Genomic DNA, 23,130 nt, shown 5'->3' with positions numbered 1-23,130 from the left:
CACCGAAGGTCGCCTCGATCCGGGGAGCAGTCGCCGTGACTACGCACATCAACCAAGAAGCAGTGAGCCAGGATGGCGAGGACGCGGCGCTGGACAGACTGCTGGCCGCGATGGAAGACCTGCGGGACGGCAACTTCCGCCGCCGGATCGTCGCCAAGGGCGAGGGCCGCTCCGCGCAGCTGGCCACCGCGTTCAACGAGATCGCGGAACGCAACCAGCAGCTGGTCAACGAGCTGCTGCGGGTCCGCGAGAGCGTCGCGACCGACGGCGTGCTGCACGAACGCGTCCGTTCCATGGGTGACTCGGGCGGCTGGGGTGTCGCGACCGACGTCGTCAACGAGCTGATCGATCACCTGACCAGGCCGACCGTGGAGATCAACCACGTGCTGACGTCGGTCGCGGAGGGTGATCTGACCAAGCGGATGCCGCTGGAGATCGACGGCAGGCCGCTCGGCGGTGACGTCCTCGAACTCGCGCACACCGTCAACCGGATGGTCGACCAGCTCTCGCTGTTCGCGTCCGAGGTGACCAGGGTCGGCCGGGAGATCGGGACCGAGGGCATCCTCGGCGGCCGGGCGCAGGTCCCGGGCGGTGTGGGCATCTGGCGTGACCTGACCGACTCGGTGAACCTGATGGCGGGCAACCTGACCGACCAGGTGCGTGACATCGCCCGGGTGGCGACCGCGGTGGCCCGGGGTGACCTGACCCAGAAGATCGCCGTCGGCGCGCGAGGCGAGATCCTGGAGCTGAAGAACACCCTCAACACCATGGTCGACCAGCTCTCCGCCTTCGCCGACGAAGTCACGCGGATGGCGCGCGAGGTCGGTACCGACGGCATCCTCGGTGGTCAGGCACAAGTGCCTGGCGTCGCGGGCACCTGGCGCGACCTCACCGACTCGGTCAACACCATGGCAGGCAACCTGACCGACCAGGTCCGCAAGATCGCGACCGTGGCGACCGCGGTGGCCCGGGGCGACCTGACGCAGAAGATCGACGTCGACGCCCGGGGCGAGATCCTCGAACTCAAGAACACCCTCAACACCATGGTCGACCAGCTCTCCGCCTTCGCGGAAGAGGTCACCCGTGTGGCCCGCGAGGTCGGCACGGACGGCATTCTGGGCGGTCAGGCGCAGGTTCCCGGCGTCGCGGGCACGTGGCGCGACCTCACCGACTCGGTGAACTTCATGGCGGGCAACCTGACCGACCAGGTCCGCAGCATCGCGACGGTCGCGACGGCCGTGCAGCGCGGCGACCTGACGCAGAAGATCAACGTCGACGCCCGGGGCGAGATCCTCGAACTCAAGAACACCCTCAACACCATGGTCGACCAGCTCTCCGCCTTCGCCGACGAAGTCACGCGGGTGGCCCGGGAAGTCGGCAGCGACGGGCGGTTGGGTGGTCAGGCGCAAGTGCCTGGCGTCGCCGGCACGTGGCGTGAGCTGACGAATTCCGTGAACTTCATGGCGTCGAACCTGACCGACCAGGTGCGGAACATCGCTCAGGTGACGACCGCGGTCGCGCGTGGCGACCTGACGCAGAAGATCAACGTCGACGCCCGGGGCGAGATCCTGGAGCTGAAGAACACCCTGAACACCATGGTGGACCAGCTGTCGGCGTTCGCCGACGAGGTCACGCGGGTGGCCCGTGAGGTGGGCACCGAGGGCAAGCTCGGCGGTCAGGCGCAGGTCCGTGGTGTCGCGGGCACGTGGAAGGACCTGACCGACAACGTCAACGTCATGGCCGAGAACCTGACGACCCAGGTCCGCAGCATCGCGACCGTGGCGAACGCGGTCGCCAACGGTGACCTGTCGAAGAAGATCACCGTCGAGGCGAGCGGTGAGGTCGCCGACCTGGCCGAGACGATGAACGGCATGGTCGACACGCTGCGCGCGTTCGGTGACGAGGTGACGCGTGTGGCGCGCGAGGTCGGCACCGAGGGCACGCTGGGTGGCCAGGCGCGCGTGCCGAACGTGGCGGGCACGTGGAAAGAGCTGACCGACAACGTCAACGTCATGGCCGAGAACCTGACGACCCAGGTCCGCAACATCGCTCAGGTGACCACGGCCGTGGCCAACGGCGACCTGTCGAAGAAGATGGACGTGAACGCCCGGGGCGAGATCCTCGAGCTGAAGAACACCTTGAACAGCATGGTCGACCGGCTGTCGTCGTTCGCCGGTGAGGTCACGCGTGTGGCCCGCGAGGTCGGCACGGAGGGCAAGCTCGGTGGCCAGGCCAACGTGGTCGACGTGTCCGGCACGTGGCAGCGGCTGACGGAGAACGTGAACCAGCTCGCCGGTAACCTGACCACCCAGGTCCGCGCGATCGGTGCGGTCGCGACGGCCGTGACCGCGGGTGACCTGACGCGGCAGGTCACTGCGGACGCGTCCGGTGAGCTGGAGGACCTGAAGAACAACATCAACCAGATGATCGTCACACTGCGCGAGACGACCAGGATCAACGAGGAACAGGACTGGCTGAAGACCAACCTGGCCAGGATCTCCGGGTTGATGCAGGGACACCGTGACCTCGGCGCGGTCGCGTCGCTGATCCTGAGCGAGCTCGCTCCCCTGGTCCGTGCCCAGTACGGCGCGGTGTTCCTCGCCGAGACCGGCGACAGCGGCACGTGGCTGCGGCGGATCGCGGCGTACGGTCGTTCCGAGGCGGACGGGCCGCTGACGTTCGAGCTCGGCGAGTCGCTGGTCGGCCAGGCCGCCATGGACAAGCGGCCGATCGTGATGACCGGTGCGCCCGCGGACTACATCCGGGTGTCGTCCGGCCTGGGGTCGACGGCGCCGAAGAACGTGATCGTGCTGCCGGTGCTGTTCGAAGGCCAGGTGCTCGGCGTGATCGAGCTGGCGTCGGTGAACGAGTTCAGCTCGGTCCACCACGACCTGCTCGAGCAGCTGAAGGAAACCATCGGCGTCAACATGAACACGCTGCTGGCCAACGCACGTACCGAGGCGCTGCTCGCCGAGTCGCAGCGCCTGACGCGCGAGCTGCGTGCCCGTTCCGAGCAGTTGCAGGCCCAGCAGGACGAACTGCAGAGCTCGAACACCGAACTGGCCGAGAAGGCGGCGCTGCTGGCCCGGCAGAACCGTGACATCGAGGTGAAGAACTCCGAGATCGAGCAGGCCCGCCAAGAGCTGGAGGACCGGGCGCGGCAGCTCGCGACGGCCTCGAAGTACAAGTCGGAGTTCATGGCGAACATGTCGCACGAGCTGCGCACGCCGTTGAACAGTGCGTTGATCCTGGCGAAGCTGTTGAGCGACAACCTGGAAGGCAACCTGACGCCACGGCAGCGCGAGTTCGCCAAGACGATCTACTCGGCGGGCAGCGACCTGCAACAGCTGATCGACGACATCCTCGACCTGACGAAGGTCGAAGCCGGGCATCTGGAACTGCAGATCAACGACTTCGCCCTGCCCGAGCTGGTCAGCTACGTCGAAGCGCTGTGCCGCCCGCTGACCACGGAGAAGGGCCTGGACTTCTCGGTGGTCGTGGAGCCGACCGTGCCGTCGATCCTGCACACCGACGAGCACCGGTTGCAGCAGATCCTGCGCAACCTGTTGTCCAACGCGGTGAAGTTCACCCACGAAGGCCGCGTGGAACTGCGGATCACGATGGTCGACCCGGCGATGATGAAGACCGCCCGGCTGCGGTCGGCCGACGCGGTGATCGCGTTCGCCGTGGAGGACACCGGAATCGGTATCCCCCAGGACAAACTGGCCGTGATCTTCGAGGCCTTCCAGCAGGCCGACGGGACCACGTCACGCAAGTACGGCGGTACCGGGCTTGGTTTGTCCATCTCCCGTCAGCTGACGCAACTGCTGGGCGGCGAGCTGCACGTGACCAGTGAGCCGGGGTCGGGCAGCATCTTCACCCTGTACCTGGCGGTCGACCAGCCGGAGAAGCCCGAACCGGCCGCGCCGCTCGTGATCGAAAGCCCGGCGGAGGAACTGGCGGAGGACCCGAGCGTCCTGCTCCCGATCCGGTTCCACGGCGAGAAGATCCTCATCGTCGACGACGACCTCCGCAACGTCTTCGCCCTGACCGCGATGCTCGAACAGCACGGGCTGGACGTGGTCTACGCCGACAACGGCGTGGCCGGTGTCCGTGCTTTGGAGCAGTACAAGGACATCGCCCTGGTGCTGATGGACGTGATGATGCCGGAGCTGGACGGCAACGCCACCATCGCCGCGATCCGCGAGATGTCGTCGCACAAGGACCTTCCCGTGATCGCGGTGACGGCCAAGGCCATGCCCGAGGACCGGGAGCGGACATTGGCGGCGGGCGCGAACGACTACGTGACCAAGCCCGTCAACAACAACCGCCTGCTCAGGTTGATCGCCAAGCACCTGGAGGGAGACGAAACCACAACCTGACCCCTCGCCGTGTCCACCTTTCCGACACCCCGTGTCCACCTTTCCAGCACCCCGAGATGCACCCTCCGGCACCATGAACCGCACGTTCCGACACCCCGAACCGCACGTTCCGACACCCCGAGATGCACACTCCGGCACCTTGAAATTCCCGCCCACCAGTGAGGGAATTTCACCATGCCGGAACGGTCGACACGGGGTGCCGCAGTGGTGGACACGAGGTGCCGCAACGGTCAACACGGGGTGCCGGAGTGGTGGACACGAGGTGCCGGAGTGGTGGACACGGGGTGCCGGAGTGGTGGACACGGGGTGCCGGAGTGGTGGACACGGGGTGCCGGAGTGGTGGACACGGGGTGGTGGAGTGGTCGGCTTGGGGTGGTGGAGCCGGGTCGGGTTTTGTGGGGCCGCCCTGTAGTTTTGGGTCATGCGGAGCTTGGGGTTGGTGGACGAGTGGCCGGTCGACAACGTGGCCACGGCCGTGGTCGGGCGGGACGGGCAGGTTCTGGGGTCGCGGGGTGACCAGGGCCGGTTGTTCCCGTTGGCGTCCGTGACCAAGTTGCTGACGTCCTACGCCGTGCTCATCGCCGTCGAAGAAGGCGCCGTCGAGCTCGACGAGCCCGCGGGACCGGAAGGGTCCACGATCCGGCATCTGCTGGCGCACGCCTCCGGTCTGGCCATGTCGGAGGACAAGATCCAGGCCAAGCCGGGCACCAAGCGGATCTACTCCAACACGGGCTTCGACGCGCTTGCCGAAGCCGTCCAGCAGGCGTCGGGGATTCCGTTCAACGCCTACCTCGCCGAGGCGGTGTTCGCGCCGCTGAGCATGAACGACTCGACGCTCAAGGGCAGTCCCGCGCACGCCGGGGTGTCCACTTGCGCCGACCTGAGCCGGTTCGCCGCCGAACTGCTGGAGCCGGCCTTGGTGTCCCGGCAGTTGTTCCAGGAGGCCACCACGGTGGTCTTCCCCGGCCTGAACGGTGTCCTGCCCGGGTTCGGGCACCAGAAACCGAACGACTGGGGCCTCGGGTTCTCCCTGCGGGACCACAAGAGTCCGCACTGGACCGGGCGGCGCAACTCCCCCGAGACGTTCGGGCACTTCGGACAGAGCGGCACGTTCCTCTGGGCCGACCCACACGCCGGGATCGCCACCGTCGCCCTGACCGACCGGGCGTTCGGCGAGTGGGCCGCCGAGGCGTGGCCGGTGTTCAGTGACGCGGTCCTTGAGGAGACCAGCTCAGCGGCAGGTGCGTGACGCCGTTGATGAAGTTCGACGTCAGGTGCGTCGGCGCACCCGCCAGCTGAACTTCGGGCAGCCGGGTCAGGAACTCGCGGAAGAAGATGCGCATCTGCAGCCTGCCGAAGTGGGCGCCCAGGCACAGGTGTGGTCCCTGCCCGAAGGCGATGTGGTCGTTGGGCGTCCGCGTGATGTCGAACCGGAACGGGTCCGGGAACTGACGTGCGTCGTAGTGCGCGGACGCGTGGTACACGACGACCTTGTCACCCGCGCGGATCTGTTGCCCGGCAAGGACTACGTCCCGCGTGGCGGTCCGGCGGAAACTCAGGACCGGCGGATGCCAGCGGAGCATCTCCTCAACGGCCGTGCCCAGGAGGTCCACATTGGACCTCAGACGGCGGTACTCCGCCGGGTGCCGGACAAGCGCCAGGACGCCACCGGGCAACGCGCTGCGGACCGTGTCGTTCCCGGCGATCACCACCAGGAAGAAGAACATTTGCAGCTCGGCGGAATCGAGCCTGCGACCGTCCACTGTGGCGGTGACCAGAGCGGACATCAGGTCGTCGCCCGGGTTCTTCCGCTTGGCGGCGGCCAACTCGGTGGCGTAGGCGAACATGTCCGCCAGCATCGCGGGCGAGCGCGGGTTCACCGGTTTGCCGGACGCGTCCCGGACGACCTCGTGGGCGTGTTCGGGGTCCTGGTAGCCGATCACCCGGTTCGTCCAGCGCAGCAACAGGTTCCGGTCGGCCGGGGGCACACCCAGCAGGTCCGCCAGATTCAGCAGCGGGAAGTCGTCGGTCACGTCAACGGGCAGATCACACGAACCACGCGAAGCCACCGAGGAGAGCAGCGCCGAGGCCCGGGAAGCGATCTGCGCGGCGGACTGTTCGAGGCGGCGCCGGGTGAACACGGCTGCGACGATCTTGCGCAGCCGTTGGTGCTCCGGCGGGTCCATGTTCAGGATCATCCGGCGGATGAAGGCCAGGTCGTCGGGTTCCGGGTCACGGATCTGGGTGGCCCCGAGCCAGGACGAGAAGACCTCCGGCGTCCGCAGGACGTGCCTGACGTCGGCGTACCGCGTCACCGCCCAGTACCCGGGCCCGGCGGGCCAGTCGAGCACCGCGTGCTCGTCCTGCCAGCTGACCGGCGCGGTGTCCCGCAGTTCCTGGAACGCCGCGTGCGGCAGGCCCTGCGCGAAGACCCGGGGATCGAACACGTTCGGCACACCGGCAAGCTATCCCATGAGCAACGTCACATTCCTGCACAGCGGGCAAAGTTGCACGCCGGGCAAGATTACTCGGTAGCCTGATCGAGTGACACCCAAGCCGGGGATTCGTGAGGCGAAGAAGTACGAGACGCGACGAGCGCTCGGCTTCGCCGCCTTCGACCTGGCCACCGAGCGCGGGCTGCACGGATTTGTCGTCGAGGACGTCACCGACCGGGTCGGGGTGTCCCGCCGGACCTTCTTCAACTACTTCAACCGCAAGGAAGAAGCCGTTGTCGCGGTCGGCGGGTTCGTGTTCGACGACGGCATGGCCGCACTGCAGGCCCGCCCGGCGGACGAGCCGCTGGTGGACTCGCTGCGCGTGGTCGCCGAACTGGTCATCAGCCCCGGGAACCTGGGCCTGATCAACCGGCTCGCCACGATCGCCACCGACTACCACGAGCTCATCCCGTACGAGCTGGCAGTCAGGGAACGGATGGTGCAGGGCGCACACGAGGCGCTGGTCGACCGGATGCCCTCCGGCTTCCCGACCTTCTACGCCCTCGCGCTGGTGCACGCGGCGTTCGGGGTCATCCAGGCGGCGATCAATCACGCGAACGACCACCCGGAAGTCCCGGTGAGCGCCCTCATCGACGAGGCGTTCGGCTACCTGCGGACCGGGTTCCAGACCACTCAGGGCTGATCAGGGCGGATCAGCCCGCATCACTCGATCCATCGAACAAGACACGAAGGAGCACGCCGGTGGCGAAGCTGCTCTACCGACTCGCGCACGCCGCAAGACGGCGCCGGGGCACCGTCCTCGGGATCTGGCTGCTGGTCCTGGCCGTCGCCGGCATCGGCGCGCTCGGGTTCGCCGGCCAGACCACGAACCAGTTCTCCATCCCGGGCACCGAGTCGCAGCAGGCGCTCGACCACCTGAAGGACAAGCTCCCGCAGGCCGCGGGCGCGTCCGGCCGGATCGTGTTCGCCGCGCCGCAGGGCAGCACCCTGGCCGAGTCGCAGCAGGCCATCGACGGCGTGATGGCCCAGGTCGGCCGGACCGGGCAGGTCTCCGGCGCGTTCAGCCCGTTCGTGACCAAGGCGATCTCCCAGGACGGCCGGATCGGCCTGGCGCAGGTGCAGTTCTCGGTCTCCCCGCCCGAGGTCAAGGAGGAGACCAAGACCGCGATCAAGGACGCCGTGCGGTCCGTGTCGGACTCCGGCATCGAGGTCGCCTACAGCCAGGAGATCGCGGGCGAGATGGTCGCGATCGGTGTCACCGAGGGCATCGGTGTCGTGATCGCCGCGATCGTGCTCGTGCTGACGTTCGGCTCGCTCGTGGCCGCCGGTCTGCCCTTGCTGACCGCGCTGGTCGGGGTGGGCATCGGTATCGGCGGTCTGTACGCGCTGACCAGCGTGATCGACATGTCCTCGACCGCTCCGGTGCTGGCGCTGATGCTGGGCCTCGCGGTGGGCATCGACTACGCGTTGTTCATCGTGCACCGGCACCGCAAGCAGGTGCTCGGCGGTATGGAGGTCAACGAGTCCATCGCGCGGGCGATCGGCACGGCGGGCAGTGCGGTGTTCTTCGCCGGCCTGACGGTGATCATCGCGCTGGTCGGCCTGACCGTCGTCGGGATTCCGTTCCTGTCGGTGATGGGCCTCGCCGCCGCCGCGACCGTGGCGATCGCCGTGCTGGTCGCGTTGACGCTGGTCCCGGCGATCCTCGGGTTCGTCGGCGACAGGATCGTGTCCGAGAAGGCCCGCGCCAGGGCCGCCGCGCCCGGCCAGCAGGAGGCCTTCGGCTACCGCTGGGGCCGCGCGGTGTCCCGCCGCCCGATCACCGCGCTCGTGCTGATCGTGCTGTCCCTGGGGGCCATCGCGATCCCGGCGTTCTCGCTGGAGATGGGCCTGCCGGACGACTCGACCGCCCCGGAGGGCAGCCCGCAGCAGCGGGCGAACGCGCTGGTCACCGAGGCGTTCGGGCCGGGCTTCAGCGGTCCGCTCGTGGTCGTGGCCGACCTGCCGTCCGGCGCGAACCCCGAACAGGCCCTCGGCGCGCTGGCCGGCAGGCTGGGCTCCGTCCCCGACGTCACCAGGGTGGTGCCCGCCGGCGTCAGCGCGGACCGGACAACCGCTGTGCTGCAACTGATCCCGAGCAGTGGACCATCCACTGAGGCCACCAAGGAACTGGTCTCGCGGCTGCGTGACCTGACCGGCGAGATCAAGGCGCAGACCGGCTCGACGATCGGCGTGACCGGGCAGACCGCGCTGAACATCGACGTGTCGCAGAAGCTGTCCGACGCGCTGCCGACGTACCTGATCGTCATCGTCGGCCTGTCGCTGATCCTGCTGGCGATCATGTTCCGGTCGATCCTGGTGCCGATCAAGGCGACCGCGGGCTTCCTGCTCACCGTGGCCGCGTCGATCGGCGCCGTGGTCGCGATCTTCCAGTGGGGCTGGCTCGGCGACGTCTTCGGCCTCACGCACGGCTCGCCGATCATCAGCTTCCTGCCGATCCTGATGACCGGCATCCTGTTCGGCCTGGCCATGGACTACGAGGTGTTCCTCGTTTCCGGCATGCGAGAGGCGTACGTGCGTGGCGACACGCCTCGTGAGGCCGTCGTCGACGGCCTGGGCCACAGCGCCCGCGTGGTCACGGCCGCCGCGCTGATCATGACGGCGGTGTTCCTCGGCTTCGTGTTCTCGCACGACACGGTGATCAAGTCGATGGGCTTCGCGCTCGCGTTCGGCGTGATGGTGGACGCGTTCGTGGTCAGGATGACCCTCGTGCCGGCGTTGATGACGCTGTTCGGCAAGGCGGCGTGGTGGTACCCCCGGCCACTCGACCGAATTACCCCGAACGTGGACGTCGAAGGCGAGACACTGGCCCGCCACATCGGCGACCAGGAACGCCACGAGAAGGTTCCGCAGCCGGTGTGAGCATTCGGCGGCCGCACAGCGTAAGTTGGTGCGGCCGCCGACTCCTCGTCCGACCAACAGAATCCGATCCGTGAGCATTTGGGACCGCGCTGCCAGGTGGTCCGCCCGGCGCTGGTTGCGCAGGCTGGACGCCCGTCTTGAGGCTGGCCACACCTCGGCCGGCCATGACCCGGTACTCGCCGGCGCACTGGCCCGGCACGTCCAGGTGGTCCGGATCCAACTGGACCGGGACGCCGAACTGCGCCGGGGTCTGGTCGAAGCACCGCCGCTGGTCCTGCTCGCGATCTACGCCGAGGAGATCCACCAGGAAGCCGTCCGGGCGGGCTGGGAACCGCCGCTCGTCTGGACCTGCCTGGACGGCCTGTCCTTGCGGCTGCTCGCTTGTTGTGTGGTGGCTAAAGATCGTCCAGTCGCGCGCGCTCTGCGCTGAGCCGCAACGCCTCCAGCAGGTCCATCGTGGTGCCGCCGTCCCGTTGGACGGGAATGGGCGGCGCCTGCGCCTCGGCTGTCCTGGCCTCGATCAACCGGGCCAGCGCCTCATGGTAGTCGTCGGTGAGGTCGTCCGGCCGGAACTGCGCCGCCATGCTCGTCACCAACGCCGTCGCCGCCGCCACTTCCTGCGGGCGGACTGTGACCTCCCGTCGCAGGAAAGGGAAATCCGCGGGCTGGATCTCGTCGGGCCACAGCATGGTGTGCAGCATCAGCATGTCCCCGCGTTGCCGCACCGCCGCCAGGACTTCCCGGCGCCGTAGCGCGACTTTCACGACCGCCAGCCGTCGCGTGCGCTCCATTGCCTGGCGCAGCAGGACATACGGCTGCACCGCGTTGTCCTCCGGTTCCAGGTAGTAACTTCGCTGGAAGAAGACCGGGTGGATGTCGCCCGCCGCGACGAAGGACCGCACCTGCATCGTCCGGTCGGACGGGTGGGGCAGCGTGTCGAAGTCGGCGCGGTCCAGCACCACGAGCCGCCCGTCCGGCAGCTCGTATCCCCTTGCCACGTCGGCGAAATCGATCTCCTCGCCGCACGCCTCGCATTCCCGCCGGTAGCGGATCCGCCCGGCGTCGGCCCGGTGCACGTGGTGGAACCGGAAATCGTGCTCCTTGGTGGCGGCGTACGCCCGCACACCTATCGACACCAGGCCGACCGCCAAGGCACCACGCCAGACAGCTCGCATGACTTCCGTGCTACCCGCTCCCGCCCCGGCGGCGACAGGGCCATTAGGGGACAGCTGCCACGGCGTCGACCTCGATCAGGAACTCCGGCTTGAACAGGCCCGCCACCTGGATCAACGAGCTGGCCGGGTTCGGGTCGCCGCCGAGCGCGGGCCGGACGAACTCGTCACGGACGTCCCGGACGACCTGCACCTCGGCCACGTCGACCACGTACCAGTTGAACCGGACCACGTCCGCCCAGCCCGCGCCGAGCCGCTTCAGCACATTCTCCAGATTGCGCAGGCACTGCCGGGTCTGCGCGGCCAGGTCACCAGGACCGACAAGCCGGCCCTGCTCGTCGATCGCCACCTGGCCCGAGATGAACGCCAACCGGCCGGAGGCCGTGACGGCATGGGCGTATCCGTTGCCCGGCGCATTGCCTGGCACGTCAGCGAACCGGTCTTCTACGGGCATGTCAGAGTCCTCAAGTAGTCGTCGATCAGCCTGGTCTGCCGGTCCGGCGGGAACCGGTCCGGATCGAACAACGCCTGCACGACAAGGCCGTGGGTCAGCGCGGCCGCGGAGGCGACGATGTCCTCGACGTCCCGGTCCGCCGGGATCTCGCCCTGCTCGATCGCGGCGACGACGTGCGGCCGGAGTTTGCCGCGCCACCGCTCGTACCGCGCGGTCTCGGTCGCGGCGAGCTCCGGATCGCCGATGGCCGCGTCCCAGAAACTCACCCACACCCGGTTCATCGCGGTCGCCTCGGGTGTCAGCGACAGGACGTCGAGCAGGTACGCACGCAGCGCGGCCAGGCCGGTCACGTCCAGCTCGCGATAAAGCGCGGCCAACGTGCGCTCCTCGGCGACGGCGTGGGCGTAGCGGACCAGGTCGCGTTTCGCCGGGAAGTAGTGCGTCAGCATCCCGGTCGACGCGCCCATCTCCGCCGCCACCGCACGCAGCGTGAGCTGGCCGAATCCCCGGTCGGCGAGCACGCGCCAGACCGCTTCGGACACGTCACGCCTGCGGGCGTCGTGATCGCCGGGAGCTGGAGGCATGGCATGATGGTACATAACAAACGTTTGGTACGGAGGTCTGGGGATGCTGTCACTGCGGTTGACCGACAACGCGGAACTGCGCGCGTTGGAGCCTTGGAACGCCGAGGAGTTCGCCGCGCACATCGATCACGTCCGTGACTACATCGGACCGTGGATCGGCATGGCGGAGCTCGTCACGGACACCGGAAGCGGCCGCGTCATCCTGCAGCGCTACGCCGACAAGCTCGCCGCCGACCAGGGCCGGATCTACGGGATCTGGATCGACGGGAAACTGATGGGCGGCACGCTGTTCCGCGTGTTCAACGCCGAGAACGGCGTGTGCGAAGTGGGCGTCTGGCTGGATCCCGACGCGGCCGGTCGCGGGCTCGTCACCACGGCGGTGCGGCACATGATCGACTGGGCGGTATGCGTTCGTGGAATGTCCCGCGTCGAGTGGCGCTGCAGCCCGGACAACGAGCGCAGTATCGCCGTGGCACAACGACTTGGCATGACCTTGGAGGGTGTGCTGCGCTCGGAGTACCCGATCGGCGGCATCCGTCAGGACGCCCAGGTGTGGTCCGTACTGGCCTCGGAATGGCCCGCGCGACCGTAGAATCGGGCGGGTGACGAACAAGGACGACCTGGTCGCCGGACGCTACCGGCTGGTCGGCCGGATCGGCCGCGGCGCGATGGGGGTGGTCTGGCGCGCGCACGACGAGCGCCTCGACCGGACGGTCGCCGTGAAACTGCTGTCGTTCGACGCGGCCCTGGGCGGCACGGACGGCGAACAGACCGACACGCGCGTGATGCGCGAGGCCCGTCTGGCCGCGCGGCTCCAGCACCCCAACGCGATCCAGGTGCACGACGTCGTCGAGCACGAAGGCAGGCCGTGCCTCGTCATGGAGTACCTGCCTTCGGAAAGCCTGTCCGCGGTCCTGAACGACCGCGGCGCCCTGCCCGCCGACGAGGTGGCCAGGATCGGCGCGCAGATCGCCGGTGCACTGGCGGCCGCGCACGAAGTGGGCATCGTGCACCGGGACATCAAGCCGGACAACGTGTTGATCGCCCCGGACGGCACGGCGAAGATCACCGACTTCGGGATCTCCCGCGCCGTCGGCGACGCGACGATGACCAGCAACGGCATCATCGCGGGCACTCCGGCGTTCCTGGCGCCGGAAGTCGCGGGCGGCGGCAAGGCGGGCTTCCCGTCCGACGTCTACTCCCTCGGCTCGACCCTGTACGCGGCGACCGAAGGCATCCCCCCGTTCGGGCTGGACGAGAACCCGATCGCGCTGCTGCGCCGCGTGTCCACCGGCGAGATCGTCCCGCCACGTCAGTCCGGCACGCTCACGCCGATGTTGTTGTGGCTGTTGCGCGCGGACCCGAGCGAGCGCCCGAGCATGCGCCAGGCCGAGGACCACCTGGCGAACGGCAAACCGCCGCCCGAGTTCCAGCCGCGCACGGCGACCATGGCGTTGCCGCCGCCCAAACCGCGCAGACGCGGCATCCTGTTCGCCGCGGCGGCCGTTCTCCTTGTGGTACTGGGACTCGTGGTCGGCCTGGCGATCAACCGCGGCGACTCGCCGCAGCAGCCCCAGGCCGGCCCGGCGCTGCCTTTGACGACCACGACGTCGAGTCGCGCGCCTTCGACGTGCGAGGCCGACTACCAGATCACGAACTCGTGGCCGGACGGATACGAAGCCCTGGTGACCGTGCGCGCGACCAAGCCGTTGAACGGATGGACCGTCAGTTGGACACTGCCTGGCGGGCAACGCATCAACAACCTCTGGAACGGCACCCTGTCCCAGGACGGCACGGCCGTGCAGGTCGCGCCCGCGCAATGGAACACGGCCGTGCGGACGTCGACTTCGTTCGGCTTCATCGCGGGAACGAACGGGCCCAACCCGGTCAAGCCCGACGTGGTCTGCCAGGCCCGCTGAATCCCCAGCTCAGCCCTCGTGAGTATTTATCAGGGTTAGAACACGGATAAACACTCACGAGGGGTTACGAGGCCATTCGGGTCACGTCGAGGTCGGTGTCCGGCACGAGGCGGGCGGCGATGGTGTCCAAGCGCATCCGCAGCCTGAGCACGTCACCCCGGAAAGTCCCCGGCCGCTGCTGGCCCAGCGTCCAGCGTTCGACGAACATGCAGCACTCGTCGAGGACGCGGTTCGCCGCCTCCAGCGAGGCGGCGGCTTGCGGCCCGTCCACGGCGAGCAGGTCGGCCATGTGCCCGGCCAGCTCCTCGACGTCACGGACCACGTCGTCGACCGCCCTGTCGGGCAGCAGCACCGGGCGATACATCACCAAGTGCACCCAGACCAGTGGGCCAAGCATGCGCTCCTCGGTGCCGATAAACATGGCCGAGAGGTACCCAGCCATGGAAGCTGTCAAACCGCTGTCGCCGGGAACCTCCGGAATTCTCCCGAAGTTGGTCCGTTCGTCAGAACCACTCACCCGCAGGAGGTACTCCCTATGCCCGCGAGCAGCACCACATGGTCCCGAGCGACGGGTCATCTCGGGCTGGTGGGCGTCGCGGCCTCCGTCGTGCTCATCGGGCTGCTGCACGTACTGCCGCCGTCGTCGCAGGTCAACGTCGTGCGCCGGACTGTCAGCGAGTACGCGCTGCTGGAGGACGCCTGGGTGTTCAACGTCGGGGTCCTGGCACTCGCGGCCGGGTCCTTCGCGGTGATCGCCGCGTTGGTCGGCCGTGGCGTGATCAGGGCGGTCTCCCCCGCCTCGGTCCTGATCGCCGTCTGGGCGCTGTGCCTGATCGCCGTCGTGGTGTTCCCGAAGAACAACTGGGCGATCGGCCCGAGCGTCGGCGGCATGATCCACCGGTACGCCAGCGTCGTCGCGTTCCTCACGCTGCCGATCGCGGCGATCATCGTCGGCCGGGCCGCGAGGGCCGCGTGGCCGGTCTGGCTGGGCGTGCTGTCGCTCGGCTGGTTCGCGTTGATCCTCGGCGCGGTCGTGCTCCAGCCGTTCACCGGAGTCCGCTGGTGGGTCGCGATCCCGCTCGGCGCGGTCGAGCGAGGGCTGCTGATCACCGAAGTCGCAGCGGTAGCAGCCCTCGCCTGTGTTGGTTTGTCCTCGCTCCGCTCGAAAGCGCTCGGCCGCCAGGAGCCTGCCATCGCCACCGCGCCTCACGCCGCCGACATCACCGTGCGGGGCTGAGCACCACGGCAGTCACGAGCAGTGCTCGAAAGGGCTGTCGTAGCGGGTTGATCCGGCCGAGCCGCCCCACTTGACACATTTGCCGGGTGCGGCGGCCCGCACCGGTCCGGCGTAGTACTCGAAATTGCCGGAATCAGTGACCCGGCTCGCGCCTTGCACCTCCAAATACGCCGACACCGCCGTCGCGCTGCCGACCGAGGTGTTCTTGATGGTCACCGTACAGTTCTGCGACGTGCTGCCGTTCCACAGCAAATACACTGTCGCCGCCGAACCGAGCGCGGCGGAGTCGATCACGCCGAAACCGCTGCCGCAAACCTCTGCCGCTTCGTAGGGGTTCGCACTCCCGCCACAATTGCGCGAGGTGACGGTTTGGTCCGGATAGCCGAACGTCACGCCGTTGAACACGGCCTTCTGGATGTTCGCCGGATAGGCCGCGTCCGTCGTCCGGACCTCGTAGTGCAGATGCGGTGAGATCGCATTGCCCGGTTTGCTGGTGTTACCGACCTCGCCGATCTTCTGACCACGGCTGACCTGCGCGTTCAGCCCCACCGAGCGGACCCGAAGGTGCGCGTAGTACGTCGACCAGCCGCCGCCGTGGTCGATCTTCACGAGATTGCCGTAACCGTTCGCGGATCCTTGGTGCGCCGAGATGACCACCTTGCCCGCGGCCGCGGCGACAACCGTGTCACCGAGATCCGCGTCCGCCGTGCTTCCCCGGTTGAAGTCGATCTCCCAGGCCCGGTGCGCGCTGGAATTGCTGGAGTTGCCGTGCCAGGCCTGATTGCACGGGAAGGGCAACTGGAAGGCGGGCCGCGGCCCGGCCGCGCCCGCTGTTGGCGCGAAGACAATGAATCCGGTCGCACTGAGCAGCGCGACGCCCAGGCTGACCAACCGCTTGACTCTCATCGCCGTCCCTTCGCTGGATGCACGGCGAGAGTGTCGGACGGGCACTTATAAAACAGATACAACCGAAGTTCTACAGAAACGTGACGCCACGTTGATTTCATGTATTATGCCGGGAATGAGCCGACCGATGGTGACCCGGCGCAGGGAAGTGAGTCACACCAGCGCGCGTTCACTGCTGATGACACTACTCGGTGAGTACGTCCTGCCCCGTGACCACCCCGTGTGGACCTCAGTGCTGGTCAACACGCTGGCGAAATTCGACATCGAGGAGAAGTCGGCCCGCCAGGCCCTCGCCCGGACCGCCGCGGAGGGGTGGCTGACATCCGATCGGGTGGGCCGCCGGGTGCGGTGGTCGCTCACGCCGCCCGGGCGCAAACTGCTCACCGAAGGCGCACGGCGGATCTACGAGTTCGGCAGCGTCGAACGCCAGTGGGACGGCCGCTGGCTGGTGCTGCTCGTGTCGGTCCCGGAGTCCAAACGCGACCTCCGGCACCGGCTGCGCACCCGGTTGACGTGGGCCGGTTTCGGTTCACCCGAGGCGGGGGTGTGGATCTGCCCGGACGCGAGCAGGCAGGACGAGGCCAAGGAGATCCTCACCGGCCTGGAGCTCACCCGCGGCGCCATGTCGTTCGTCGCGGAGTACGGCTCGATCGGCGAAGTCGGCGCGATGGTCGGCCGCGCCTGGGATCTGTCCGAAGTGGAGCGCCGGTACGAGGACTTCATCGAGGAGTTCGCCGCGCTCGACCCGGACGACGGCCCGTCCACCCTGCACGCCCAGACGCTGCTGGTGCACGAATGGCGCCGGTTCCCGTTCCTGGACCCGCAACTGCCGGCCGACCTGCTGCCCGCCAACTGGCGCGGCGCGCAGGCCGCGCACCTGTTCCACCGCAAGCACCAGGAATGGCGGCCGGCCGCTCAGGAACACTGGGACAAGCTCGCCTGATACCTCGTCGAACGCGTTTGGGATACTGGATCGGTGCTACACGGAGACGTTGGACTGGAACTGGCCGCGCGGGTCGCCGCGGCCGTGAAGTCGTCGCTTGACCTGGACATCACCCCGGCCGAGGCGCTGATCCGCCCGTCGAGCCGACCGGGCGCCGACTACCAGTGCAACGCCGCCATGGGCCTGGGCAAGAAGGTGGGCAGGCCGCCGCGGGAGGTCGCCGCCGCGATCGTCGGCGCGCTGGACGGCACCGGCCTGATCGTCGAGCCGGAGATCGCCGGCCCCGGGTTCATCAACCTGACGCTGACCGACACGTGGCTCACCACCCAGCTGGAAGGGCTGCTGACCGACCCGCGGCTGGGCGTGCCGGAGACCGGGCACCCCCGCCGGATCGCGATCGACTACTCCAGCCCGAACGTGGCCAAGGAGATGCACGTCGGGCACGTCCGCTCGACCATCATCGGCGACGCGCTCGTGCGGCTGCGGCGGTTCCACGGCGACGAGGTCATCCCGCACAACCACCTCGGCGACTGGGGCACGCCGTTCGGGATGCTGATCGAGCACCTGATCGACGAGGGATTCAGCGCCGACCACTCGATCAGCGACCTCAACACGTTCTACCAAGCGGCACGCAAGAAGTTCGACGCCGATCCCGACTTCGCCGAGCGGGCGCGGCTGCGCGTGGTGAAGCTGCAGAGCGGCGACGAGGAGACGCTGCGGCGGTGGCGCGAGCTCGTCGACGAGTCCATGCGGCACTTCATGAAGGTCTACAAGACCCTCGGGATCGGCCTGACGCCGGAGGACAACTACGGCGAGAGCTTCTACAACCCGTTCCTCGCCGACACCGTCGCGGAGCTCGAACGCAAAGGGCTGACCGAGATCAGCGACGGCGCGGTCTGCGTGTTCCCGAAGGGCTTCTTCAACCGCGAAGGCGACCCGTTGCCGTTGATCGTCCGCAAGAGCGACGGCGGCTACGGCTACATGAGCACGGACCTCGCGACCGTCCGGTACTGGACCGGCGAGCGCGGCGCGACGGATCTGGTGTACGTCGTCGGCACCCCGCAGTCCCAGCACTTCGCGATGGTCTTCGCGGCCTCGCGGGACGCGGGCTGGCTGACGCCCGGCCACACCGCGGTGCACGTGAACTTCGGCTCGATCCTCGGCGAGGACGGCAAGATGTTCCGCACCCGGTCCGGCGACTCGATCAAACTGATCGACCTGCTCAGCGAGGCGGTGGACCGGGCGGCAGCGGTGGTCGGCGAACGGACCGACCTGTCCGAAGAGGAGCGTGCGTCGATCGCCCACGCCGTGGGCATCGGTGCGGTGAAGTACGCGGACCTGTCCAGCGACCGCGAGAAGGACTACGTCTTCTCGTGGGAGAAGATGCTGGCCACGGACGGCAACACGGCCGCCTACCTGCAGTACGCCAACGCCCGGACCTTGTCGATCATCCGCAAGTCGGGCGAGACCGTGCAACCGGGCGCCACCGTCATCCTGACCGAGAAGGCCGAACGCGATCTGGCACTGCAGCTGATCCAGCTGCCCGCCGCGATCCAGGCCGCGGTCGACGGCTACACCCCGCACAAGCTGGCCACGTACCTGTACGACACGGCTTCCGCGTTCACCAGCTTCTTCGAGAAGTGCCCGGTGCTGAAGGCCGAGCCGGAGATCCGCAAGTCCCGGCTGGTGTTCTGCGCGCTGACCTCCAAGGTGCTCACGCTCGGGCTGGACCTGCTGGGAATCGAGGCACCGACCCGGCTCTGAGCACGGGAGGGGTCCCGCCTGTGCGCGGGTAGCGTCGCAGTTCATGCGCCGACGGTCGATCCTGTACGTCGTCCTGGCTGTGACGCTCGGCGGCTGTGCCAGTCCGCCCCAGCCCACCGTGGTCAGGACGTCGAGCCCGCCCACGACGATCGGCACCGAACTGCCGGTCGAGGTCGTCGGGCCACCTGAGCACGACCTGGGCGTGGCGGAGATCGACCGGCTGGCGGCGCGGGCGGACGTCACCGCGCCGATCCTCGACCGGGTCCTCGGCGAGATCCGCTGGGACACGCTCGTGATGACGAGGACGCGCGGCGAGCTCACCGCGAGCTGTGCCGGAAACCGCGTCACGCTGCGGGACGGCGCGACAACGACCTGCACCACGACCTTCAACGGAGTCGCACTGCAGTGGCACGTCGATGTCCGGAAAGGTTCCCGTACTGCGGAGGGCTCTCAGCTCTACTCGTACACCATCTCCCCGCCCGACAAGGTTCTGTTGCTGGGCAAGCGGGTGTACTCCAGTTTCTTGAGCCAGAACGTCGGAGAACCCGAGCCGGTGCGGCGCCGCTGCGACAGGATCCCGGACATCTCCGCCTTCGTCGTGCAGGCCGACGGGGAAACCGACACCGGGTACAGATGCCAGTTCCTGGCGAAGCGCGACGAGCAGGCCTTCGTGTGGACGCCTCTGCAGGTGTATTTGCGCGGCAACGGCTACGTCCGCTTCTATCGGCTGGAATGACCTTCACCGCCGTTACCGGCCGACAAGCTGATCGATCCGTCGGAGCTGGGCCGGTAGCGCGCGACCGCTCGACGAATCCTCAAGCCGGCGTCCGGCCGTCTTGACCGGTCCGCCGCCGTACGGTACATGTTTGGACATGCCTGAACAGGTGCGGGCCAGGGCGCTGGGTGCGTTCTATGGTCTTGCCCTGGGTGATGCCCTCGGGATGCCGACGCAGTCGATGTCCCGCGCCCGGATCAAGGACCGTTACGGCTCGATCACCGGGCTGGTCGACGCAGCCCCCGACCAGCCGATCGCACCCGGGATGCCCGCCGGGTCGGTCACCGATGACACCGAACAGGCAGTGCTCGTGGCGAAGCTGCTCGTCGAAGGACGGGGCCGGATCGATCCGCACGCGTTCGCCGGCGCGTTGCGCGCGTGGGAAGCGGACATGATCGCCCGCGGGTCCCGTGACCTGCTCGGCCCTTCGACCAAGCGCGCGCTCGAGCTGCTCGACGCCGGCCTGGACCCCCAACAGGCCGGCGTCACCGGCGCCACCAACGGGGCCGCGATGCGGGTGACGCCGGTCGGCATCGCCAACCCTGTGGGTGACCGTCTGCTGGACGCCGTCGCACAGGCCAGCATGGTCACGCACAACACCAGTCTGGGGATCGCGGCCGCCTCCGCCATCGCGGCCGCGATCTCCGCCTCCCTCGACGGCGCCGATCTCGGTGCCGCACTGGACGAGGCCGAGCGCGCGGCGGACCAGGGCGCGCGGCGGGGCAAGTGGGTACCCGGCGGCGAGATCGGGCCTCGGATCCGGTGGGCCCGCCAGTGGGTGCGCGGCATGAGCCGGGACAACGTGGCCGACGCGGTCGCCGAGGTGATCGGGACTTCCGTGGCGGCACAGGAATCCGTGGTCGCGGCGATAGCCCTGGTCGAGGTCCTGGAGCACGACGCGCTCACGGTGGCCGCCCAGATCGGTGGCGACACCGATACCGTCGGGGCCATGACCGGTGCGATCCTCGGCGCCCAGCACGGTCTGGCGGGCCTGCCCGCCGACCAGGTCGGCAAGGTCCGCGAGGTGAACCGGCTCGAACTCGAGCCACTGGTCGACGAGCTGCTCGCGTTGCGATGACCGGCCGGTTGGTCCACACCGGACAGGTCGTGGTCGACCTGGTCCTGCGGATCGACAGGATGCCACCACGCGGCGGCGACGTGCTCGCCTCCGACTTCCTGCAGACCCCGGGCGGCGGGTTCAACGTGATGGCGGCGGCGCGACGGGCCGGGGCGGACGTCGTCTACGCGGGCAGCCACGGCCGCGGCGCCTACGGCGACCTGATCCGCGATGCCCTCCAGCGCGAACAGATCCACGTCGCGCACCCGGTCACCGAGCCCGATTCGGGGATTTCCGTCGCACTGGTCGAAAGCGACGGCGAGCGGACGTTCGTGACCAGCCCTGGCGCGGAAGGCCGCTTCACCCCGGTCGGCACCTCAGCGAACGATCTCGTCTACGTGAGCGGCTACAGCCTTACCCACCAGCACAACGCCGACGCACTACTGGAGTGGCTGCCGACAACCGAAGCGACGGTCCTGCTCGACCCGGGCCCGCTGGTCGCCGGTATCTCCACGGAGATCTGGCGTGCGGTGCTGGCCAATGTGGACATCCTGAGCAGCAGCGTGACCGAGGCAGGCCATTTGTCCGAAGCGGACGTCGCAACCGTGATCCGCCGGGAAGGCCCGAACGGCTGCACGGTCATCCACAACGGCCGGAGCACACATGTCCCCGGCTTCGTGGTCCAAGCGGTCGACACCAACGGCGCTGGCGACGCCCACTGCGGCGTTCTGGCGGCCGAACTGTTGCGCGGCAACGACATCCTGACGGCCGCGGTACGTGCGAACGCGGCCGCGGCGATCGCCGTGACGAGGCGGGGCCCAGCCACCGCACCGACCAGGGCCGAGGTCGACGACCTGGTTCAGACCAGGACCCAGCCGAACTGGAACTCCGGGTTGTAGCCCTCGCACTTGGCGTCGGTCGAGTCGTAGTGCCCGCCGCTGTAGGTGCAGCGGTACAGCCCTCGGCTGTTCACCCCGGCGGGCTTGCTCGTGAAGATGTAGCCGAGCACCCCGACCTGCGTGTGCCCCTCGCAGCCCGGGTCCACCGAGGTCATCCGGTCGTCGGAACCCTTGAGGTGGCAGGCGTACAACCGTTTCGTGCCCGCTTCGGAGTCCTTCACCAGCCAGCCCATCGGGAACTCGCGGTTGAACCCGGCGGGCGCCGGAACACCCGGCGTCGCCGTGAAATGCGGACCGGCGGGGTGGTTGTACCGGGTGATCTGGACCAATGTCCGTTGCGGCTTGTCCGCCGGTGGCGGCGGTGGCGTTCCGACCGGCTGCTGCCCGGCCGGGGGCTTGGGCTGTTTGGCGGGCGTGCCCGGCTTGGTCACGGTCACCGTGCTCACCGGCGGCGCCGAGGACACTGTGGACGATGACGACGACGACGGCGGAGCGGACGAGGGCATCAGCGGGCTCGCGATCTCGTTCGGCGGCTCGGTCGCCCCCGCCTTGGCCACATTGGACGACGCCGGCGTGGCCTCGCCCTCCCCGCCGCCCGGCGAGATCAGGAACACCGCGAGCAACGCGCCCACCACGACCACGGCCGCGCCGGACAGCATCAGGACCCGGTTACGCGACCCGCTCTTCCTGCTGCCCTGCTGCTCCCACGGATCCTCGGCCCAGCTCACCGGAGCGGGCGTGGCCAGCGGCACGTCCTCGGGGTAGGACTCCTGCCACGGCTCACGCGGCCGGGTGTCTCTGCGGACCGCGTGAACCTGCACGGTCGGAGCGTCGACAACCTGAGTCGAACTGTCGACGACCTGCGTGCGGTCGGAGACCGGACGGCTCAGCATCTCCCGCGCGCCCGCCACCGTCAGGCGGGTTTCCGCGGGTTGCGCCAGCAGGCCCATGATGGCCTGGGCCAGCGGCCCTTCGCAGCGTGTCAGCCGCGGGTCGTCGTACATGATCGCGTGCATCGTCGCCGCGGTCGTCTCACGGCTGAACGGGGAACGTCCCTCCACGGCGTGGAACAGCGTGGCGCCCAAGGCCCAGAGGTCCGTGGCCGGCGAGGGCTGCGAGCCGGCGAACAGCTCCGGCGCCATGTAGCCGGGCGAACCCATGATGCCGCCGGTCATCGTCAGGTTCGGGTCGTCCATCGCCCTGGCGATGCCGAAGTCCGCCAGCTTCACCCGGTCGCCGGGCAGCACCATGATGTTGCTGGGCTTGACGTCCCGGTGCACGATCCCCGCCGCGTGCGCGGTCTGCAGCGCGCCCAGCACCTGCAGGCCGATGGACGCCACGCGGTCGGCGCGCATCGGCCCCTCCGCGGCGATGACGTCGGCCAGGGTCGGTGCCTCGACCAGCTCCATCACGATGAACGTGGTGCCGTTCTCGGTGACCACGTCGAACACCGTGACCACGGCGGGGTCGTTCAGCCGCCCGGCGGTGCGCGCCTCGCGCAGCACACGTTCCAGGTAGACGGCACGGTCCTTGCCGGAGATCCCCTGCGGCGGCGGCAGCTCCTTGAGCGCCACCTGACGGCCGATCACCTGGTCGTCGGCACGCCAGACCACGCCCATCCCGCCACGGCCGAGTTCGTCGCGAACGGCGTATCTGCCTG

20 protein-coding genes are annotated in these 23,130 nt (G+C 68.7%); 13 read left to right on the top strand and 7 right to left on the bottom strand.

Annotated elements, in window-relative coordinates; translation table 11 throughout:
* Positions 1-110 precede the first annotated feature (110 nt).
* Together GC106_RS00795 and GC106_RS00790 are read left to right on the top strand one after the other, a co-directional pair.
* Positions 111-4,382 carry a HAMP domain-containing protein gene (locus GC106_RS00795; RefSeq protein WP_173124578.1) on the top strand — a complete coding sequence of 1,424 codons (4,272 nt, stop codon included), beginning with the start codon at positions 111-113 and terminating at the stop codon, positions 4,380-4,382.
* Between the two features lie 421 nt (positions 4,383-4,803).
* Positions 4,804-5,631 carry a serine hydrolase domain-containing protein gene (locus tag GC106_RS00790; RefSeq protein ID WP_173123267.1) on the top strand — a complete coding sequence of 276 codons (828 nt, stop codon included), beginning with the start codon at positions 4,804-4,806 and terminating at the stop codon, positions 5,629-5,631.
* Here GC106_RS00790 and GC106_RS00785 read toward each other — a convergent pair.
* Positions 5,585-6,838, bottom strand: a complete 1,254-nt coding sequence (locus tag GC106_RS00785) for a cytochrome P450 (RefSeq protein WP_312872333.1) — start codon at positions 6,836-6,838, stop codon at positions 5,585-5,587. The two genes, GC106_RS00790 and GC106_RS00785, sit on opposite strands and share 47 nt — an antisense overlap.
* A gap of 88 nt (positions 6,839-6,926) precedes the next feature.
* Between GC106_RS00785 and GC106_RS00780 the strand changes: the two genes are divergently transcribed.
* From GC106_RS00780 to GC106_RS00770, 3 genes are all read left to right on the top strand, one after another.
* Positions 6,927-7,520 carry a TetR/AcrR family transcriptional regulator gene (locus GC106_RS00780; protein WP_173123265.1) on the top strand — a complete coding sequence of 198 codons (594 nt, stop codon included), beginning with the start codon at positions 6,927-6,929 and terminating at the stop codon, positions 7,518-7,520.
* A 59-nt stretch (positions 7,521-7,579) separates the two neighbouring features.
* Positions 7,580-9,760 (top strand): MMPL family transporter, encoded by a 2,181-nt coding sequence (locus GC106_RS00775; RefSeq protein ID WP_173123263.1) that lies wholly within the window; start codon positions 7,580-7,582, stop codon positions 9,758-9,760.
* A gap of 70 nt (positions 9,761-9,830) precedes the next feature.
* Entirely contained in the window at positions 9,831-10,190 is a 360-nt protein-coding gene (locus GC106_RS00770) for a DUF6401 family natural product biosynthesis protein (protein ID WP_173123261.1), read from the top strand.
* Here GC106_RS00770 and ku read toward each other — a convergent pair.
* Genes ku through GC106_RS00755 form a run of 3 tightly spaced genes read right to left on the bottom strand, consistent with a single transcriptional unit; the run spans position 10,156 to position 11,970 of the window.
* Positions 10,156-10,935 (bottom strand): non-homologous end joining protein Ku, encoded by a 780-nt coding sequence (ku, locus tag GC106_RS00765; RefSeq protein WP_173123259.1) that lies wholly within the window; start codon positions 10,933-10,935, stop codon positions 10,156-10,158. The two genes, GC106_RS00770 and ku, sit on opposite strands and share 35 nt — an antisense overlap.
* A gap of 43 nt (positions 10,936-10,978) precedes the next feature.
* Positions 10,979-11,386, bottom strand: a complete 408-nt coding sequence (locus tag GC106_RS00760) for a RidA family protein (RefSeq protein ID WP_173123257.1) — start codon at positions 11,384-11,386, stop codon at positions 10,979-10,981.
* The gene (locus GC106_RS00755) at positions 11,377-11,970 is read right to left on the bottom strand and encodes a TetR/AcrR family transcriptional regulator (protein WP_173123255.1); all 594 of its coding nucleotides are present in this window, start codon (positions 11,968-11,970) and stop codon (positions 11,377-11,379) included. The genes GC106_RS00760 and GC106_RS00755 overlap by 10 nt, the downstream gene beginning before the upstream one ends.
* Positions 11,971-12,013: 43 nt before the next feature.
* Here GC106_RS00755 and GC106_RS00750 point away from each other — a divergent pair, with 43 nt between their 5' ends.
* Entirely contained in the window at positions 12,014-12,562 is a 549-nt protein-coding gene (locus GC106_RS00750) for a GNAT family N-acetyltransferase (RefSeq protein WP_173123253.1), read from the top strand.
* A 10-nt stretch (positions 12,563-12,572) separates the two neighbouring features.
* Positions 12,573-13,889 (top strand): protein kinase domain-containing protein, encoded by a 1,317-nt coding sequence (locus GC106_RS00745; RefSeq protein WP_173123251.1) that lies wholly within the window; start codon positions 12,573-12,575, stop codon positions 13,887-13,889.
* Between the two features lie 64 nt (positions 13,890-13,953).
* On the opposite strand, the gene GC106_RS00740 is transcribed toward GC106_RS00745, so the two are convergent.
* On the bottom strand, positions 13,954-14,286 hold the full coding sequence (locus tag GC106_RS00740) for a hypothetical protein (protein WP_173123249.1): 333 nt from the start codon (positions 14,284-14,286) through the stop codon (positions 13,954-13,956).
* A gap of 138 nt (positions 14,287-14,424) precedes the next feature.
* Between GC106_RS00740 and GC106_RS00735 the strand changes: the two genes are divergently transcribed.
* The gene (locus GC106_RS00735; RefSeq protein ID WP_173123247.1) at positions 14,425-15,126 is read left to right on the top strand and encodes a DUF998 domain-containing protein; all 702 of its coding nucleotides are present in this window, start codon (positions 14,425-14,427) and stop codon (positions 15,124-15,126) included.
* A 12-nt stretch (positions 15,127-15,138) separates the two neighbouring features.
* Here the strand turns inward: GC106_RS00735 and GC106_RS00730 are convergent, their stop codons facing one another.
* Positions 15,139-16,032: a M23 family metallopeptidase gene (locus tag GC106_RS00730; protein ID WP_173123245.1), complete on the bottom strand. Its 894-nt coding sequence runs from the start codon at positions 16,030-16,032 to the stop codon at positions 15,139-15,141.
* Positions 16,033-16,159: 127 nt separating this feature from the next.
* On the opposite strand from GC106_RS00730, the gene GC106_RS00725 reads away from it, so the two are divergent.
* The 5 genes from GC106_RS00725 to GC106_RS00705 all read left to right on the top strand — a co-directional run bounded on the left by GC106_RS00725 (position 16,160) and on the right by GC106_RS00705 (position 21,470).
* Complete coding sequence (locus GC106_RS00725) at positions 16,160-16,975, top strand: PaaX family transcriptional regulator (protein WP_281368330.1); 816 nt, start codon at positions 16,160-16,162, stop codon at positions 16,973-16,975.
* Between the two features lie 33 nt (positions 16,976-17,008).
* The gene (argS, locus tag GC106_RS00720; RefSeq protein WP_173123241.1) at positions 17,009-18,739 is read left to right on the top strand and encodes an arginine--tRNA ligase; all 1,731 of its coding nucleotides are present in this window, start codon (positions 17,009-17,011) and stop codon (positions 18,737-18,739) included.
* A 43-nt stretch (positions 18,740-18,782) separates the two neighbouring features.
* Entirely contained in the window at positions 18,783-19,475 is a 693-nt protein-coding gene (locus GC106_RS00715; protein WP_173123239.1) for a hypothetical protein, read from the top strand.
* A 136-nt stretch (positions 19,476-19,611) separates the two neighbouring features.
* Complete coding sequence (locus GC106_RS00710; protein ID WP_173123237.1) at positions 19,612-20,592, top strand: ADP-ribosylglycohydrolase family protein; 981 nt, start codon at positions 19,612-19,614, stop codon at positions 20,590-20,592.
* Positions 20,589-21,470, top strand: coding sequence for a PfkB family carbohydrate kinase (locus GC106_RS00705; RefSeq protein WP_173123235.1), 882 nt, complete (start codon positions 20,589-20,591; stop codon positions 21,468-21,470). Before GC106_RS00710 ends, GC106_RS00705 begins: the two co-directional genes overlap by 4 nt.
* Here the strand turns inward: GC106_RS00705 and GC106_RS00700 are convergent.
* Positions 21,431-23,089, bottom strand: coding sequence for a serine/threonine-protein kinase (locus GC106_RS00700; RefSeq protein ID WP_217279973.1), 1,659 nt, complete (start codon positions 23,087-23,089; stop codon positions 21,431-21,433). The genes GC106_RS00705 and GC106_RS00700 overlap by 40 nt on opposite strands.
* Positions 23,090-23,130 lie beyond the last annotated feature (41 nt).

The organism is Kibdelosporangium persicum, assembly GCF_013280595.1.
In the GTDB taxonomy this organism is placed as follows: Bacteria; Actinomycetota; Actinomycetes; order Mycobacteriales; family Pseudonocardiaceae; genus Kibdelosporangium; species Kibdelosporangium persicum.
Note: the sequence above shows the minus strand (reverse complement) of the source record. Positions and strands in the feature narration are given on the sequence as shown.